This is a genomic window from Sanguibacter gelidistatuariae (genome assembly GCF_900096585.1).
Lineage (GTDB): Bacteria > Actinomycetota > Actinomycetes > Actinomycetales > Cellulomonadaceae > Sanguibacter > Sanguibacter gelidistatuariae.
In genome coordinates, this window is record NZ_FMYH01000001.1 from 997,344 (window position 1) to 1,013,707 (window position 16,364).

General features: G+C 71.4%; 14 protein-coding genes. 9 read left to right on the top strand and 5 right to left on the bottom strand.

What is annotated here, in order from left to right:
* Window positions 1–8: 8 nt before the first annotated feature.
* Window positions 9–830 carry a class I SAM-dependent methyltransferase gene (locus BLQ50_RS04450; protein ID WP_093181463.1) on the top strand — a complete coding sequence of 274 codons (822 nt, stop codon included), beginning with the start codon at window positions 9–11 and terminating at the stop codon, window positions 828–830.
* 43 nt (window positions 831–873) lie between these two features.
* Here the strand turns inward: BLQ50_RS04450 and BLQ50_RS04455 are convergent, their stop codons facing one another.
* Complete coding sequence (locus BLQ50_RS04455; RefSeq protein WP_093181464.1) at window positions 874–1,605, bottom strand: maleylpyruvate isomerase N-terminal domain-containing protein; 732 nt, start codon at window positions 1,603–1,605, stop codon at window positions 874–876.
* Between the two features lie 60 nt (window positions 1,606–1,665).
* Here BLQ50_RS04455 and BLQ50_RS04460 point away from each other — a divergent pair, with 60 nt between their 5' ends.
* The gene (locus BLQ50_RS04460; RefSeq protein ID WP_093181465.1) at window positions 1,666–2,670 is read left to right on the top strand and encodes a hypothetical protein; all 1,005 of its coding nucleotides are present in this window, start codon (window positions 1,666–1,668) and stop codon (window positions 2,668–2,670) included.
* On the opposite strand, the gene BLQ50_RS04465 is transcribed toward BLQ50_RS04460, so the two are convergent.
* The 3 genes from BLQ50_RS04465 to BLQ50_RS04475 form a co-directional block, all read right to left on the bottom strand.
* A complete protein-coding gene (locus tag BLQ50_RS04465) occupies window positions 2,630–3,592 on the bottom strand; it encodes an aldo/keto reductase (RefSeq protein ID WP_093181467.1) in 963 nt (320 codons plus the stop codon). The two genes, BLQ50_RS04460 and BLQ50_RS04465, sit on opposite strands and share 41 nt — an antisense overlap.
* 34 nt (window positions 3,593–3,626) lie before the next feature.
* Window positions 3,627–4,868, bottom strand: a complete 1,242-nt coding sequence (gene metX, locus BLQ50_RS04470) for a homoserine O-acetyltransferase MetX (protein WP_245700878.1) — start codon at window positions 4,866–4,868, stop codon at window positions 3,627–3,629.
* Window positions 4,869–4,991: 123 nt separating this feature from the next.
* Window positions 4,992–6,335, bottom strand: coding sequence for a bifunctional o-acetylhomoserine/o-acetylserine sulfhydrylase (locus tag BLQ50_RS04475; RefSeq protein WP_093181468.1), 1,344 nt, complete (start codon window positions 6,333–6,335; stop codon window positions 4,992–4,994).
* 493 nt (window positions 6,336–6,828) lie between these two features.
* On the opposite strand from BLQ50_RS04475, the gene BLQ50_RS18270 reads away from it, so the two are divergent.
* Complete coding sequence (locus BLQ50_RS18270; RefSeq protein WP_139185734.1) at window positions 6,829–8,274, top strand: C40 family peptidase; 1,446 nt, start codon at window positions 6,829–6,831, stop codon at window positions 8,272–8,274.
* A gap of 222 nt (window positions 8,275–8,496) precedes the next feature.
* On the opposite strand, the gene BLQ50_RS04495 is transcribed toward BLQ50_RS18270, so the two are convergent.
* Window positions 8,497–8,994: an inorganic diphosphatase gene (locus tag BLQ50_RS04495; protein ID WP_093181478.1), complete on the bottom strand. Its 498-nt coding sequence runs from the start codon at window positions 8,992–8,994 to the stop codon at window positions 8,497–8,499.
* Between the two features lie 215 nt (window positions 8,995–9,209).
* Between BLQ50_RS04495 and dacB the strand changes: the two genes are divergently transcribed.
* The 6 genes from dacB to folE all read left to right on the top strand — a co-directional run bounded on the left by dacB (window position 9,210) and on the right by folE (window position 16,350).
* Complete coding sequence (dacB, locus tag BLQ50_RS04500) at window positions 9,210–10,619, top strand: D-alanyl-D-alanine carboxypeptidase/D-alanyl-D-alanine endopeptidase (protein WP_093181482.1); 1,410 nt, start codon at window positions 9,210–9,212, stop codon at window positions 10,617–10,619.
* Window positions 10,616–11,692 carry a zinc-dependent metalloprotease gene (locus BLQ50_RS04505; RefSeq protein ID WP_093181483.1) on the top strand — a complete coding sequence of 359 codons (1,077 nt, stop codon included), beginning with the start codon at window positions 10,616–10,618 and terminating at the stop codon, window positions 11,690–11,692. Before dacB ends, BLQ50_RS04505 begins: the two co-directional genes overlap by 4 nt.
* An 87-nt stretch (window positions 11,693–11,779) precedes the next feature.
* Complete coding sequence (gene tilS, locus BLQ50_RS04510; protein ID WP_093181484.1) at window positions 11,780–12,898, top strand: tRNA lysidine(34) synthetase TilS; 1,119 nt, start codon at window positions 11,780–11,782, stop codon at window positions 12,896–12,898.
* Between the two features lie 16 nt (window positions 12,899–12,914).
* Window positions 12,915–13,469 carry a hypoxanthine phosphoribosyltransferase gene (gene hpt, locus BLQ50_RS04515; protein ID WP_093181485.1) on the top strand — a complete coding sequence of 185 codons (555 nt, stop codon included), beginning with the start codon at window positions 12,915–12,917 and terminating at the stop codon, window positions 13,467–13,469.
* A 192-nt stretch (window positions 13,470–13,661) separates the two neighbouring features.
* Complete coding sequence (gene ftsH / locus BLQ50_RS04520; RefSeq protein ID WP_093181486.1) at window positions 13,662–15,740, top strand: ATP-dependent zinc metalloprotease FtsH; 2,079 nt, start codon at window positions 13,662–13,664, stop codon at window positions 15,738–15,740.
* 7 nt (window positions 15,741–15,747) lie between these two features.
* Window positions 15,748–16,350 carry a GTP cyclohydrolase I FolE gene (gene folE / locus BLQ50_RS04525; RefSeq protein WP_093181487.1) on the top strand — a complete coding sequence of 201 codons (603 nt, stop codon included), beginning with the start codon at window positions 15,748–15,750 and terminating at the stop codon, window positions 16,348–16,350.
* Window positions 16,351–16,364: the final 14 nt, after the last annotated feature.

Consider the following 16,364-nt stretch of genomic DNA (forward strand, 5'->3'; position numbering starts at 1 on the left):
GTTCGCGTATGGATATCGACAGGGACGGCGTCCGCCGGGCGCCGGACGGCGGGTACGCGCACCTCACATCGCCCGAGATCAGGGTCGAGACTCACCGGCTCTTCAGCCGTCGCGACGATGACGTCGAGGCGGCTGTGCTCGGCGCGCTGGCCCTGACCGGCACGGAGACCGTGCTCGACGTGGGGTCGGGGACGGGGACTTTCGTCCAGAACCTCATCGACCGTGGCCACACCGGCCGGGTGATCGCCCTCGACCTCTCCTTCTCGGCGTATCTCACCGCGCGCGCTGTACCCGGCGTCGAGGCCATCCATGCCTCCGCTGACGAGATCCCGCTCCCCGACGGCTCGGTCGACGTCGTGCTCTCTCGGCAGATGCTTGTTCACTGCCCCAGCCCCGAGATGATCGTCGCCGAGTGCGCCCGGGTGCTCACCGCCGACGGCGTGTTCGTCGCGACCGTCAACCACGCCCGCACGGTGCCGATGATCCGGCACGTGATCGAGACCGAGCTCGGGTCGCTCGGCCTGCGGGTGCCGGACTCAGCCAGCTGGGTCACCACGGACACCGTCGCCGAGCTCGTCGGGCGCTTCTTCGAGACGGTCGACGTGGTGCGTCACGACAACGAGCTCGTCTTCACCGGGCCCGGGCCGCTCGTGCGGTACGCGACCTCCTTGTTCTCGCTCTACGGGGTCGACGACGACCCGGCGACGAACCAGCTGCTGGTCGACCGCGTGACCGCACGGGTCGAGGACTGGTTCAGGGCGACCTCCGAGCCCTGGCTCGAGCCGAAGGGCTACTCCGTCTGCTCCGCCCGCGGGCTCCTGCCCGTCTGATCACGGGCGCGCCGGGTCCGCCGGGTCCGCCGGGTCCGCCGGGCTAGAGGATCGGGAGCATCCGGCCCAGGTCGGGGACCCCGCCGGCGGTGTAGTCCGTCGTGATCGCCCGCGCGAGGTCGTCGACGTTGTACCGGGCGCGCCCGGTGGCCAGCCGGATCCACAGCCCCGGGTCGGTCACCTCCAGGTCCCACCCGCCGCGGGTCACCACGATGTCGAGCAGCTCCTCGGCCACGATCCGCTGGGCCTCGCGGTCGATAGGGTTGGCCGGTCCCGCAGAGTCCACCACGCCCTTGAGCGAGGCGACCAGGTCCTCGGCGTGCACAACAAGCTCGATCAGGCGCGACATGGCCATGTCGCGCAGCGTGATCGCTCCGCGCCGTGCCTGCACGACGACGACCTGGTCCAGGCTCAGCTCGTCCAGCGTGGCCAGGGCCCGGGTGGCCAGGGCGTCGACCGCGGCGAGCGGGGCGTCGGCGATCTCGACGGCGAGGTCGCGGGTGAACTGGGAGATGTCGTCGGCGCGCTCGGGGTAGGAGCCCAGGTACTCCGCCAGCTCGATGGGCCGGGTGCCAGCCGGGGCCGGGGTGCACACCGCGAGGGCGTCCATCGCGCGTCCCAGGTGCGCGACGAGCTCGCCGACGGTCCAGCCGGGCAGGGCCGAGGGCTTGTTCCGGTTGCCGAGCAGGTTGTCCCCGAGCGGACCGACCCAGGAGCGCAGGCGCGCCCACTGGGTGTGCAGGGCTGACGTGATCTGGGGGAGGTCGGCGGTCATGGCCTCATCCTGCCGCACACGGGCGGCACCGTCACGCGTGGTGGCCGTACTGTTCGTCCTATGGCTGACGGACACCACCACCGGGGGCGCAGCGCGGCGGTCGTCGCGCTCCTGCTCATCGGCGCCCTGCTCACCCCGGTCGCGCTGCTGGCGCACTGGGCGCGCGACACGATCACCAGCACCGACGGCTACGTGGCCGCGGTCGACGACCTGGCCGCCGACCCGGCTGTGCGGTCGGCGCTCGTGGACCATCTCACGACCGTCACACTCGAGCAGATCGATGCCGACGCGCTGGTCTCCTCCGCGCTCGCGGCCCTGGGCGGCTCGGGCGACGGCGACTCCCGCGTCGATGCCCTCGGGGTCCCGCTGCGCTTTGCGATGGAGTCCCTCGTGCGGGACATCATCACCCGGGTTGTCGACAGCGACGCCTTCCGTACCGTGTGGATCCAGGCCAACCGCAGCGCGCACACCACGGTCGTCGCCCTGCTCACGCACGACGGCGGGGGCAAGCTCAGCCTCAGCGCCGACGGCCAGGTGACCCTCAACCTCGGACCGGTCGTCGATCTCGCCCGCGCCGAGCTCGTCGCGCGCGGGGTCACCCTCGCGGCGTCCATCCCGCAGGTCGACGCGAGCGTCCCGCTGTTCTCCAGCCAGGAGCTCGTCAAGGCCCGGGCCTACTACGCCGTGCTCGACGCCGTCGCGGGCTGGCTGCCGTGGGCCGTCGCCCTCCTGCTGCTCGCCGCGGTCGCCCTCGCCCGGTCGCGGGCGGTCGTCCTGGCCTGGGAGGCCGGGATCATCGTGGTCCTGACGGCGCTGGCGAGCCTCGCCGTCGTCGTCGTGCGGGCGTCCTACATCGGGTCACTGACCGGCTCCCGGCTGCGCACCGAGCTGACCGTCTCGGTCGCGAACATCCTCGGCGATTCCGTGCTCGGTGCGCTGCGGGTGGGCTACACGGTCGGCGTGGTCCTCGTCGTCGGTGCGGTGGGCGCGTGGCTGGTGAGCCGGCGCCGCAAGCGCGCAACGGTCACCACGGCTGGTCCAGAGCCGCGACCTGCTCTGGGGTGAGGCGGAGGCGGGCCCCCGCGACGGCGTCGGCGAGCTGGGCCGGGGTGCTGACCCCGAGGACCGGGCGGACCTGCGGCGTCGAGGCGAGCATCCAGGCGATGACGACCGCGGACCGGCTCACGCCGAGATCGCCGGCCACCGTCGCCAGCGCGGCGAGGCGGCGCGTCGTGCCCGGGTGGTCGTACGCCTCGGGGACGGGGCGGTCGTCGCGGTCGTAGGCGCCGCCGAGCAGCGGGCTGTAGGCCCACAGCTTCCAGCCGGGATCGGTCGCGGCGTAGTCGAGCACCTCGTCGGTGATCCACCCGAAGCGGTGGTCGTGGACGGCGTTGCGCACGAGGGGGCGCGGCTGGAGGTAGGAGTAGCTCAGCTGGAGGGCCGACGGCGCGGCCCAGCCGTGCTGGGCGGCGATCCCGCGGGCCCGCTCGGCCCGCCACAGGGCGTAGTTGGACAGCCCCAGCCGCCCGACCTTCCCGGCCGCGACCTGCGCGGCGAAGGCCTCGGTGCTTTCCTCGAGCGGGGTCGTGCGGTCGTCCCGGTGGGCCCAGAAGAGGTCGACGTGGTCGGTGCCCAGGCGGGTCAGCGACTCCTCCAGGGCGCGTGCGACGGTGGCCGCACCGACACCCTCGGTCGACTCGGGGTACGTCCCGGAGCCGGCCGGCTCGCAGCCGACCTTGGTGGAGATCTGCACCCGGTCGCGGGCGCCGGGGCGAGCGGCGAACCAGCGCCCGAGCATCGTCTCGCTGGCCCCGCCGCGGCCGTCCGGTGACTGCCAGAACGCGTAACAGTTGGCGGTGTCGACCCACGAGCCGCCGGCGTCGAGGAACTGGTCGAGGAGGGCGAAGGAGGCCGTCTCGTCGTGACGGGTGCCGAAGGCCATCGCCCCGAGGGCGATCGGGAGCGGTGCGGTGTGTGCGGAGGTCATGGCGCTTATCCAAGCACGTCGAGCGCACTCGAGGTCAAGCAGACCGGTTGGCCTCGGCGAGGAAGGACGCCACGATCGGGCCCAGCTGGTCGAACTCGATGAGGAAGCCGTCGTGACCGAAGTCGGAGTGCAGCAACCGTGCCTGTGCGCCCGGCACGTACCGGGCGATGCGCTCGGACTCGGCGGGCAGGAACAACCGGTCGGTGTCCACGGCGACCACGAGCGTGCGTGCGGTGATCGAGGCGAGTGCGGTGTTCACCCCGCCGCGGTCGCGGCCCAGGTCATGGGTGAGCATCGACTCGGTGAGCACGACGTAGCTGTTCGCGTCGAAGCGCTTGGCGAGCTTGCTCGCGTGGTGGTCGAGGTAGGACTGGACGGCGAAGCGGCCGCCGCGCATCGGGTCCTCCCCGCCCTGGGAGATGCGTCCGAAGCGCTCGTCGAACTCGTGGGCGCTGCGGTAGGTCGTGTGGGCGATCGACCGCGCGATGCCCAGGCCGACATGCGGGCCGTCGCCGGGGGCGGCGTCGTAGTAGTCGCCGCCGCGGAACTTGGGGTCGGCGTGGATCGCGGTGAGCTGGGGGTGCGCCCAGGCGATCTGGTCGCCGGGGGTCTGGGCGGCCGAGGCGATGACGCCGACGGACTCCACGCCCACGCCCGCCTCGGGGCCGAGCAGGGCCCACTCGAGCACCCGCAGGCCACCCATCGAGGCGCCGACGATGAACTGCCAGGACCGCACGCCGAGCGCGCGGGTGAGCTCGATCTCCGCGGCCACCTGGTCGCGAACGGTGATGATCGGGAAGTGGCTGCCCCACGGCTGCCCGTCCGGGGCCAGGCTGGAGGGGCCGGTTGACCCCTGGCAGCCGCCCACGACGTTGGGTGCCACGACGAAGTACCGGTCGGTGTCGATGGGGGCGCCCGGGCCGACCATCTGCGACCACCAGCCGGCAGTCGCGTGGCCGTTGCCGGCGTCGCCGACGACGTGGCTGTCACCAGTGAGGGCGTGCAGCACGAGGACGGCGTTGTCGCCCGCCTCGTTGAGCGTCCCCCACGTCTCGTAGGCCATCCGGACGGCGGGGATGTGCCCGCCGGCCTCGAGCTCGAGGGCCCCGATGTCGGCGAAGCGCCGCCCGCCGACCGGGTCGCCGTCGCGCCAGGCGCCGCTCACCGGGAACGCCGCGTCCAGGCGCCGTGACTGCGCGCGGGAGGGGCCGCCGGTGCGGGTCCACTGCGGGCCGGGACGCGAGGAGGCGCCCGAGCCTTGGGAATCGTGACTCATTACTGACCAATGTACGGACGATCCGGCGCCGCGCGCGGGCATGTCCATCTCCAGGCCCCAGTGCGCAGGCACCGACCCTGGGATGCTGCCGCGGCCGGGCGCCGGATCGTTCGTCATGTCAGCTCACGCGCCCGCGGTGGCGGTCTCGGCGGCTGCCTTCGCGGCGATGAACCCGTTCTCGAGGTCGGCGAGGATGTCGTCGATGTGCTCGATGCCCACGCTGAGGCGCACCAGTCCGGGGGTCACCCCGGAGAGGAGCTGCTCGGCCTCGCTCAGCTGGGAGTGCGTGGTCGACGCCGGGTGGATCACCAGGGAGCGCACGTCACCGATGTTGGCGACGTTGGAGTGCAGCTCGAGGGCAGAGACGAAGGCCTGGCCGGCCGCGGCGCCGCCGTCGACCTCGAAGCTGACGATCGCGCCGGGTCCGCGCGGGGTGTACTTCTGGGCGTTGGCGTACCAGGGGCTCGAGGGCAGGCCCGCGTAGCCGACGGAGATGACGTCGTCGCGCGAGTCGAGCCAGGAGGCGACCTTCTTGGCGTTCTCCACGTGGCGCTCCACGCGCAGGGACAGCGTCTCGATGCCCTGGGCGATGAGGAAGGCGTTGAACGGGGAGATCGCGGCACCGAGGTCACGGAGCAGCTGCACGCGGGCCTTGAGGATGTACGCGAGGTTCGCGCCGAGGATCCCGTTCACACCGAGGTCGCGGGCGTAGACGATGCCGTTGTAGCTCGGGTCGGGGGTGTTGAAGTTCGCGAAACGCTCAGGGTCCTTGGAGAAGTCGAAGTTCCCCGAGTCGACGATGACGCCGCCGATGGCCGATCCGTGCCCGCCGAGGTACTTGGTCGCGGAGTGGATGACGATGTCCGCGCCGAACTCGATCGGGCGCAGCAGGTACGGGGTCGCGACAGTGTTGTCGACGATGAGCGGGACGCCCACCTCGTGCGCGGCTGCGGCGACGGCCTCGATGTCGAGGATGTCGGCCTTGGGGTTCGGGATCGTCTCGGCGAAGAAGAGCTTCGTGTTGGGACGGGCCGCGTCACGCCAGGCCTGCGGGTCGTGCGGGTCGCTGACCCAGGTGGTCTCGATGCCCAGCTTGGCCAGGGTGTACTGGATCAGGTTGTAGGTGCCGCCGTAGAGCGAGGGGCTGGCCACGATGTGGTCGCCCGCCTCGGCGAGGTTGAGGATCGCGAAGGTCGTCGCGGACTGGCCGGAGGCGAGCAGGAGCGCTCCGACACCGCCCTCGAGGCTCGCGATGCGGTTCTCTACGACCTCCTGGGTCGGGTTGCCGATGCGCGTGTAGATGGGCCCGAGGTCCTTGAGCGCGAAGCGGTCGGCGGCGACCCCGGCGTCGGGGAAGACGAAGGAGGTGGTCTGGTAGATCGGCAGCGCGCGGGCGCCGGTCGTGGGGTCGGGCGTCTGCCCGGCGTGGATCTGGCGGGTCTCGAAGGACCAGTTGGGGGTGCTCATCGGATGCTCCTGGAGAAAGGGTCGGGGGGCGTGCGTGCTGCGCCTGAGTGTGCTCCGTGCCGGCTGCCGCTGCTCACGTCGCCTCCGCAGGCGGAGCGGGGGCGAGGCCGGCGGGTCGTTCCGCCGGACGCGGGCTGGTGGGGCAGGTGGGACGAAGCGCAGGGCGCGGGAGGGGCTGAGGGGATTTGGTCAGCAACACATTCGCTTCGTCATAGGTAGAGCGTAGGCAGGCCTGCCGACCGGGGATAGCCCCGAGCAGGGAAGTTCTCACACTGTGGACGCCCAGTGGGCAGATCTGTTCCAATATGCGGGATTCTCGGCCACGGAACCTCTCGGACGAACCCTCAGGGCGCTGTGCCCAGTCCGTGGTGCGGGTGATACTCCTGTGAATGATGTGACAGGAGTTCACTCTGGGCCCGTACCTGGGTAGTCTCGGGGGAGACTTCTTCGCGGCGGGTCCGAACCGGCTGCGCCCTGCTTGAGAGGACCCCTGATGGCGTCGTACCCGCGAGCGTCCCGTGGCGCGGCCCGCCGCAGGTTCTTGGCGCTCCTGACCGTGACCGCCTTCCTCGCGGGGGGCACCGCCCTCCCCGCCATGGCCGACCCCACCCCACCCTCCCAGGACGACGTCGACGCAGCTCGGCAGTCCGTCGTCGACGCCGCGGCCTCGGTGGCCGCCATGGACGTGGAGATGGCCATGCTCACCGCGACGCAGGACGCGGCGTTCAACGCGGCGGCCGCGGCGGGGGAGGCCTACAACCAGGCGATCGTCGACCTCGATGCCGCGACCGCCACGGCCACGGCCGCCCAGACCCGGAGCGACGCCGCGAAGCTACGCGCTGAGGAGTCACGCAAGCTCCTCGTCGGTCTCGCCCGCGACACCTCCCGCAACGGCGGCGGGCTCGAGCAGATCGGCATGTATCTCACGGCAGACGGCGTGAGCGACGCGGTCAGCACCGCCAACGCGATGGAGCTGGTCGGCTCCAAGGCGGACAAGGCTGCCCAGCAGTTCCAGGCCGACTCCGTGGTGTCCGCGACCCTCGAGGGTGTCGCCACGCGGGCGGTCGCCGACCAACAGGTGAAGAAGGATGCGGCGAACACGGCCCTCGAGGCGACCCAGACCACCCAGGCTGCCGCGGACAAGGCGGTCGCGACGGCGAGCGTCAACCGCGAGTCCCTGCTCATCAGGCTCGCCGCGGCGCGCAGCACGAGCATCGAGGTCGAGCAGGCTCGTCAGCAGGGGCTGCAGGCCGAGCGTGACCAGGCGGCCGAGCGGCTCGCCCGCGAACGCGCGGCCGCCGCGGTAGTCGTGCCCGTGGCCGCGCCGGTCGCGCCCGCGCCGCCCGCCACGAAGCCCGTGACGCCGACCGATCCCGCGCCCACGACCGCGCCGGTCACGCCGCCGCCGACTGCTCCGACGACGCCGCCGACCACTGCTCCGACCACTGCTCCGACCACGGCACCGACAACCGCTCCGACGACCGCGCCGACCACTGCTCCGACGACCGCTCCCACGACACCGCCGGTGACCGGTGGTGGCCTCGGGAGCGGGTCCTCTCGCGGCAGCGCCGCGCAGGGCCAGGCCGCGGTCGACTGGGCCAAGACGAAGCTGGGGCTGCCCTACGTCTGGGGGGCTACGGGACCGGCCGCCTATGACTGCTCGGGTCTGACCAGCCGGGCCTGGTCGGCCGCGGGGGTGTCCATCAACCGAACCTCCCGGGACCAGTACAAGCAGGTCTTGAAGATCAGCCTGGGCTCCCTGCGCCCCGGCGACCTCGTGTTCTGGGGAGACAACCCCAACGACTCGTCGAGCGTCACCCACGTGGCGATCTACGCAGGCAATAACCAGATCGTCGAAGCGGCCCAGCCCGGCATCGCGTCCCGAGTCACCGCAATGCGCTGGGACAGCCGCCTCATGCCCTACGCCGGCCGCCCCTGACGAAGCCACCCCACCCCTGTTCCCCCGCTGAGTGTACGAAAATACGCGTGTCGCACCGGCGTGTCGCGTGCATTTTCGTGCACTCAGCGGGGTGGGACGGGTGCACTCAGCGGGGTGGGACGGGTGCACTCAGCGGGGTGGGACGGGGACCTGGGGGGGCCGGGCGCACGAACGGCCGGCACCTGGGGTGCCGGCCGTTCGGGTGATGCGGGGGAGCGGGGCTCAGTGGTTGTAGTACCCGGCGTCCTTGGCGCGCTGGAAGGAGCGCTCGACCTCGATCTCGGCCTCGGCCTTGCCGGTCCAGTGCGCGCCCTCGACCGACTTGCCCGGCTCCAGGTCCTTGTAGACCTCGAAGAAGTGCTGCACCTCGAGGCGGTGGAAGTCGGAGACGTCGTCGATGTCCTGGCGCCACGCGGCGCGCTGGTCACCGGTGGGCACGCACAGGACCTTGTCGTCGCCCCCGGCCTCGTCGCGCATGCGGAACATGCCCAGGGCACGGCAGCGGATCAGGCAACCGGGGAAGGTCGGCTCTTCGAGCAGCACGAGCGCGTCGAGGGGGTCGCCGTCTTCGCCGAGAGTCCCTTCGATGAACCCGTAGTCGTCCGGGTAGCGGGTCGAGGTGAACAGCATGCGGTCGAGACGGATCCGACCGGTCTTGTGGTCGACCTCGTACTTGTTGCGCTGCCCCTTGGGGATCTCGATCGTGACGTCGAACTCCACTGTTCTTCCTCCAGTTGCACCCTCTGCGCGGGTTCCGCGCCCAGACAGGGTCGTGTATGTCGCATGCGTGGTCGGTGTAGCCACTCGCCAGACTAGACGACATCGTGACGATTCGCGGAAGAGAGCCGGTGTGACGCTGGTCGTGACCTAGTGTGGCCACGGGTGCGTGCAGCTGAGCGCGGACCATATCCTGGAGGCGTGAAGGTGACTGTTTCATGGCGCTGATGGCTCGCGTCGTCGCGGGGACGATCGCGGCCGGGCTCGTCGTGGCAGGCGGCTACGCCTGGGCCGACGCCCACGACGTCGTGCCCGGGATCCTCACCCTCGGACCGGAGCCCGCAGCGGCGGCACCGTTCCCCACCGCCCCGGCGGCGATCCCCGGACCGGCCCTCCAAGACACCCTTCAGGTGCTCGACGCCGCGGCGCCGGTCCCGGACGCGGCCACCGTCCAGGCCGCGGTCGACGCGCTCGTCGCCGACCCGGCGATGGGCGCCTCGACCGGGGTGGTCGTCTCCGACGCACTCACCGGGGACGTGCTGGCCTCGGCCTCACCCGAGGTGGCGCGCGTACCCGCCTCGATCCAGAAGCTGCTCACCGCGACCGCGGCCCTGAGCGCGGTCGGCTACGACCGTGTTCTGACCACGACCGTGACACAGTCCGCCTCAGGTGCCATCACCCTCGTCGGAGGCGGGGACATGATGCTCTCTGCCGGCGCTGGCGACCCCGCGGCCGTCACGGGTCACGCCGGCCTGGACGACCTCGCCACGCAGGTCGCCAAGGAGCTGGCCCTGGCCGGCACCACAACCGTCAAGCTGGCCCTCGACGACACCCTGTTCACCGGCTCGCCGACCGGCCTGTGGGCGGAGGAGATCCCGTCCCTGGGCTACGCCGCCCCCGTCTCCGCGATCGCAGTGGACACCGGCCGGCTCTCGGCCGGGGAGTACGCCCCTCGCCAGGGTGACCCCGCGCTCTCGGCCGCCAACGCCTTCGTCACTGCGCTCGCCGCGCACGGGGTGACTGTGGACGGCGCGCCGTCGCGCGGCACGTCGGTCAAGGCTGCCCGGGTCATCGCCTCGGTCGACTCCGCCCCGATGGGCGAGATCGTCCAGTACTTCCTGCACACCTCCGACAACACGATCACCGAGGTGGTCGGGCGGATCGTGGCTCTCGATGCAGGCCTGCCCGGGTCCTTCGAGGGCGCGACCAAGGCGGTGCTCACCGAGCTCACCGATCTGGGGATCGATACGTCCGGTGCGGTCATGGCCGACTGCAGCGGCCTGGCCGACGGTTCGCGGATCTCCGCGACGACCATGCTCGAGGTCCTTGACCTCCTGGCCGACCCCGCCCACCCACGGCTGCGCCCGGTCATCATCGGGATGCCGATCGCCGGGCTGGACGGCACGCTCAACGACCGCTTCCTGACCTCCGAGGCCCGCGGTCTGGTCCGCGCCAAGACCGGCTCTCTCCCGCACGTCACCTCGTTGGCCGGGACCGCGTTGAGCGCGGACGGCCGCCAGCTCACCTTCGTCATCATGGCCGACCAGACGCCCGACGGCGGGCAGTGGGGACCGCGACGGGCGATCGACGCCTTCGTCTCCGACCTCGCGGCCTGCGGTTGCCGATGACCGGCTCCGAGCACGAGCTCATCGACGGGGCCGACGCTGCCCGGGTCGCCGGGCGGCTCGTGCACCCCGGCCCGACGGCAGGGCGCCGGGAGATCGAGGACCTCGTCACGTCGCTGCGCCGGGCAGCCGGTCGTGCGGTCGCGCCGGTCGTGACGATCACCGGTCTGCTCCCTGCGGACGGACGGGACCTGTCAACGGTTCCGTTGTCCACCGTGCGGGTCGTCGACCGGGCCCGCTGGGCCCGGTCGGGCGCGGCATCCATGGCCGCGATGACCTCCGGAGCCCTGCGCGCGCCGTCGGGCAGACCCGTGCCGCTGGTCGCCGAGCTTGCCTCGAGCGCGGAGGTCGGCGCGGCGCTGGCCTTCATGTCCACGAAGATCCTCGGCCAGTTCGACCCCTACGCAACGGCGCCTGGGGAGCCGGGGGAGCTGCTGCTGGTCGCGCCCAACGTGCTGCAGGTCGAGCGGGAGATGAAGGTGCGCCCCGAGGACTTCCGACTCTGGGTGTGCCTGCACGAGCAGACCCACGCGCTCCAGTTCGCCGCCGCACCGTGGCTGACCGAGCACCTGCGAACGCGTACCCAGGAGCTGGTCCGCGGGATCGGCGACGTGTCGATGACGCCGTGGCAGACGACCGTCCGGGTGGGTTCCTTCGTCCGCGCGGTCTACGCCGCCGTGCGCGGGCGGGAGGGTGCCCCGCTCATCGACGGGCTGCTCACCCCCGCCCAGCGCGTGACCTTCGACGAGGTCACGGCGATCATGTCGCTCCTGGAGGGCCATGCCGACGTCGCGATGGACGAAGTCGGACCGTCCGTCGTGGCGAGCGTGCGCTCCATCAGGGCCGCGTTCGACAGGCGCCGCGCCGCGCCCGCGGGACGCGACGGCGTGCTGCGCCGGCTCATGGGCATGGACGCCAAGATGGAGCAGTACCGGGGCGGCGCGGCCTTCGTGCGGGCGGTGACCGCCGAGATCGGCACTCCCGGGTTCAATGCGGTCTGGTCCGGGCCGCAGACGCTGCCGACCGCCCGGGAGATCACCGACCCGATCGCCTGGGTGCGCCGGGTCCATGGCTGAGACGGAGCTGGCCACATGCTCCGCAGGGCTGGCTGAGACGGAGCTGGCCACATGCTCCGCAGGGCTGGCTGAGATGGAGCTGTCCGCGTGAGCGGGCCGCCCCGTGCCGTCGCCCAGGCCCGGCTTGCGCTCCGCGCTGCGCTCGCCGACCTGGTGGGTGCTTCAGTTCGCGATCGGAAGACCGCGGATCCCGCGCCAGCCCCGCCGTTGGTCCTCGTCGCGTGCTCGGGCGGTGCGGACTCCCTCGCGCTCGCGGTGACGGTGGCGTTCGTCGCCCCGCGCCTGGGTCTGCGGGTCGGCGCGGTGACCGTCGACCACGCGATGCAGGCCGGGTCGGCGGAGGTCGCCCGGAGGGCGGCCGACCAGTGCCGCTCGCTTGGCCTCGACCCCGTCGAGGTCGTCCGCACCGAGGTGCCCACCGGCCCCGGCCACGGCGGCCCGGAGGGAGCGGCCCGCACGGCCCGCTACCGCGCCCTGCACGAGGCAGCCGAGCGACTCGGCGCTCGGGCCGTCCTGCTCGGACATACTGCGGACGACCAGGCCGAGACGGTCCTGCTCGGTCTGGCGCGCGGCTCGGGCGCCAGGTCCCTCGCGGGGATGCGCGCCGAGGCTGGCATGCTGCGCCGACCGTTCCTGGACCTGCGCCGCGTCGACACCGAGGAGATCTGCCGGGTGGCGGGCCTGGACTTCTGGCAGGATCCCACCAATGCTGGCGACCACCCGGGTGCGCCCCTACGCTCCCAGGTCCGGTCTCGGGTCCTTCCCCTGCTCGACGACGTGCTCGGCCCGGGCGTGGTCGCGGCGCTCACTCGCACCGCCGCCCAGCTCGACGAGGACGACGCCGCGTTGGTGACCTTCGCCGCACTGCTGCTGGACCGCGCGCGGGCCGTCGCCAGCGGGCAGCGTGAGGTCGGTGGCCAGGACCCGAGCATGGACCCGAGCATGGCTGCGCGCTCAGGTCGACCTGCCCGGGACGTGCTCGACGTCGCCGTGCTGGCGGATTCCCCCGCGGCGGTGCGGACCCGGGCGCTGCGCCGGGCGGCGCTGGAGGTCGGCTGCCCCGCCGGTTCGCTCGCCCGATCTCACGTCCTCGAGCTCGACCGCCTCGTGACCGACTGGCGCGGCCAGGGCCCCATCCAGCTGCCCGGGGCGGTCGAAGGACGCCGGGACTGTGGCACGCTAGTGCTTGAACACCTTCACAACTGATCAAGGAGCTCTCCCCGTGGGATCTGCCCAGACCGGCGACATCGACCACGTCCTGTTGAGCGAGGAGCAGATCACTGCCAAGCTCGACGAGCTGGCAGAGCGCATCGACGCCGACTACGCGGGCAAGGACCTGCTTCTTGTCGGAGTCCTCAAGGGGGCCGTGATGGTCATGGCCGACCTCTCACGGCGCATCCAGCACCAGGGCGTCGAGATGGACTGGATGGCGGTGTCCTCCTACGGGTCGGGGACCAAGTCCTCGGGCGTCGTGCGCATCCTCAAGGACCTCGACGCAGACCTGACCGGTCGCAACGTGCTCATCGTCGAAGACATCATCGACTCCGGCCTGACGCTGTCGTGGCTCATCTCCAACCTGCGCAGCCGCGGGCCGGCATCGGTCGAGGTTGCGGCGATGTTGCGCAAGCCGACGGCGGCCAAGGTCGAGGTGGACGTCCGCTACGTGGGATTCGACATCCCCAACGAGTTCGTCGTCGGCTACGGCCTCGACTACGCCGAGAAATACCGCACGCTGCCGTTCGTCGGCACGCTTGCGCCGCACGTCTACTCGAGCTGAGCGCTTTTCAACCAGTCGCTGAACGACTGCTGAACGTGCACTGAACCTCCTTCGAATCGCTCACGGACGGGCACCACCGTCCTGCCCTGGGCGAACAGGGGCCCACCTGGCAGTCAAATGTCAGGTGGGACGTGTATTTTCAACGACGTATCAGTGCGCGAGCGGAAGGATGCGGGGCACGCCCCGTCGACGATGAACATGAAGCGTCTTTTGAGCGGGCCATTCTTGTGGATCGTCCTGGGCATGGTGATCCTCGGTTTCGCCCTCACCACGTTGTTCGGGGCGAAGGTGTCCAAGATCGACACATCAGCCGGCCTCGCGCTGCTCAAGGGTGGGACGGTCGAGCAGGCCCTCATCGTCGACGGTGACCAGCGCGTCCAGCTGACCCTGTCCGAGGCCTACAAGGTCGGTGACAAGGACCTCGGCAAGAGCGTCGAGTTCTACTACGTCCAGCCGCAGGGCGAGCAGGTCGTCGACGCGGTGACCGCCGCGGACCCGTCGAAGGGCTTCAACTCCGAAGTCGCCCGCGCCGGGTTCCTCTCCTCGATGCTGTCGGTGATCATCCCCTTCCTCATCATCGGTGTGGTCTTCTACTTCATCCTGTCCCGCATGCAGGGCGGCGGCTCGAAGGTCATGGGCTTCGGCAAGTCGAAGGCCAAGCTGGCCACGAAGGACACCCCGCAGGTGACCTTCGACGACGTCGCCGGCGCCGACGAGGCCGTCGAGGAGCTCCGCGAGATCCAGGAGTTCCTCTCCGAGCCCGCCAAGTTCCTCGCGGTCGGCGCGAAGATCCCCAAGGGCGTCCTGCTCTACGGTCCGCCCGGAACCGGTAAGACGCTGCTCGCCCGGGCGGTCGCCGGCGAGGCCGGCGTCCCGTTCTACTCGATCTCCGGCTCCGACTTCGTCGAGATGTTCGTCGGCGTGGGTGCCTCCCGCGTCCGCGACCTCTTCGCCCAGGCCAAGGAGAGCGCCCCCGCGATCATCTTCGTCGACGAGATCGACGCCGTCGGGCGCCACCGCGGCGCCGGGATGGGCGGCGGGCACGACGAGCGCGAGCAGACGCTCAACCAGCTCCTCGTCGAGATGGACGGCTTCGACGTCAAGGCGAACGTCATCCTCATCGCCGCGACCAACCGGCCCGACATCCTCGACCCGGCGCTGCTGCGCCCGGGACGCTTCGACCGCCAGATCGCCGTCGAGGCCCCCGACCTGCAGGGCCGCACCGACATCCTGCACGTGCACGCCAAGGGCAAGCCGATCGTCGAGGGCGTCGACCTGCGGGCCGTGGCCCGCCGCACGCCCGGCTTCTCCGGCGCGGACCTGGCCAACGTCCTCAACGAGGCGGCCCTGCTCACCGCGCGCTCCGGTGCCCAGCTGATCGACGACCGCGCCCTCGACGAGGCGATCGACCGCGTCATCGCCGGACCGCAGAAGCGCACCCGGATCATGAACATCAAGGAGCAGAAGATCACGGCGTACCACGAGGGTGGTCACGCGCTCGTCGCGGCCGCCATGCGGTACACCGACCCCGTCACCAAGGTGACGATCCTGCCGCGCGGGCGTGCCCTCGGCTACACGATGGTCATGCCGACCGAGGACAAGTACTCCACGACCCGCAACGAGCTGCTCGACCAGCTGGCCTACGCCATGGGCGGGCGCGTCGCGGAGGAGATCGTCTTCCACGACCCGACCACGGGTGCCTCCAACGACATCGAGAAGGCCAGCGCCACGGCCCGCAAGATGGTCACCGAGTACGGCATGAGCGAGCGGGTGGGCGCCATCAAGCTCGGCCAGGGCTCGGCCGAACCGTTCATGGGCCGCGACCTGGGTCACCAGCGCGACTACTCCGAGTCGGTCGCCGGGACTGTCGACCATGAGGTCCGCAAGCTCATCGAGGCCGCGCACGACGAGGCATGGGAGGTGCTCGTGGAGTACCGCGACGTGCTCGACCATCTCGTCCTGGAGCTCCTCGAGAAGGAGACGCTCAACCAGGCCGAGCTCGCCGCGATCTTTACCCCGGTCGTCAAGCGTGCCCCGCGCGAGGTGTGGCTCTCGAGCGAGCAGCGCGCCGTCTCCGACCGCCCGCCGGTGCTCACCGAGGCGGAGCGGATCGCGCACGGCGACGGTCCCGTGATCCCCGAGGACGAGGCCGCGGCCGCCCGCGAGGAGCACCCTGCGCAGGCCGTGGGTGAGATCCCCGAGGGCGGGGCGGTCGGCCCGGTGAACGTGACCAAGTCCGAGTCCGACCAGCCCGACGCCGCGAGCGAGTGAGGACGACATGACCGACCCGAACGAGTCCCCGATGCCCGCCGCCGAGGTGGACTTCGCCCGCGCCGAGGCCGCCGTCCGGGAGCTCCTCATCGCGGTCGGGGAAGACCCCGACCGTGAGGGCCTGCTCGACACCCCCGGGCGGGTGGCCCGTGCCTACGCGGAGACCTTCGCGGGGCTGCGCCAGAACCCGGGCGACGTGCTCAACGCGGTCTTCGACATCGGTGGCCACGAGGAGATGATCCTGGTCAAGGACATCGAGGTGTACTCCACGTGCGAGCACCACCTGGTGCCCTTCCACGGGGTGGCTCACGTCGGCTACATCCCCGGGCTGGACGGACGGGTCACCGGGCTGAGCAAGCTCGCCCGCCTCGTCGACGTCTTCGCTCGGCGTCCCCAGGTCCAGGAACGCCTCACCGCCCAGATTGCCGACGCCCTCGTGGAGTTCCTGGCGCCGCGCGGCGTGATCGTCGTCATCGAGTGCGAGCACCTGTGCATGTCGATGCGGGGCGTGCGCAAGGCGGGCTCACGCACCGTCACCTCCGCGGTCCGTGGGCAGATGCGCGACGGCGCGACCCGCGCCGAGGCCATGAGCCTCATCATCGGCCGCTGACGGCCCGACCGATA

Bases quoted from the DNA above. Each gene is read 5' to 3' on its own strand.
- BLQ50_RS04450 (WP_093181463.1), top strand. From the start codon at position 9: ATGGATATCGACAGGGACGGCGTCCGCCGGGCGCCGGACGGCGGGTAC.
- BLQ50_RS04455 (WP_093181464.1), bottom strand. From the start codon at position 1,605: ATGACCGCCGACCTCCCCCAGATCACGTCAGCCCTGCACACCCAGTGG.
- BLQ50_RS04460 (WP_093181465.1), top strand. From the start codon at position 1,666: ATGGCTGACGGACACCACCACCGGGGGCGCAGCGCGGCGGTCGTCGCG.
- BLQ50_RS04465 (WP_093181467.1), bottom strand. From the start codon at position 3,592: ATGACCTCCGCACACACCGCACCGCTCCCGATCGCCCTCGGGGCGATG.
- metX (WP_245700878.1), bottom strand. From the start codon at position 4,868: ATGAGTCACGATTCCCAAGGCTCGGGCGCCTCCTCGCGTCCCGGCCCG.
- BLQ50_RS04475 (WP_093181468.1), bottom strand. From the start codon at position 6,335: ATGAGCACCCCCAACTGGTCCTTCGAGACCCGCCAGATCCACGCCGGG.
- BLQ50_RS18270 (WP_139185734.1), top strand. From the start codon at position 6,829: ATGGCGTCGTACCCGCGAGCGTCCCGTGGCGCGGCCCGCCGCAGGTTC.
- dacB (WP_093181482.1), top strand. From the start codon at position 9,210: ATGGCGCTGATGGCTCGCGTCGTCGCGGGGACGATCGCGGCCGGGCTC.
- BLQ50_RS04505 (WP_093181483.1), top strand. From the start codon at position 10,616: ATGACCGGCTCCGAGCACGAGCTCATCGACGGGGCCGACGCTGCCCGG.
- ftsH (WP_093181486.1), top strand. From the start codon at position 13,662: ATGAACATGAAGCGTCTTTTGAGCGGGCCATTCTTGTGGATCGTCCTG.
- folE (WP_093181487.1), top strand. From the start codon at position 15,748: ATGACCGACCCGAACGAGTCCCCGATGCCCGCCGCCGAGGTGGACTTC.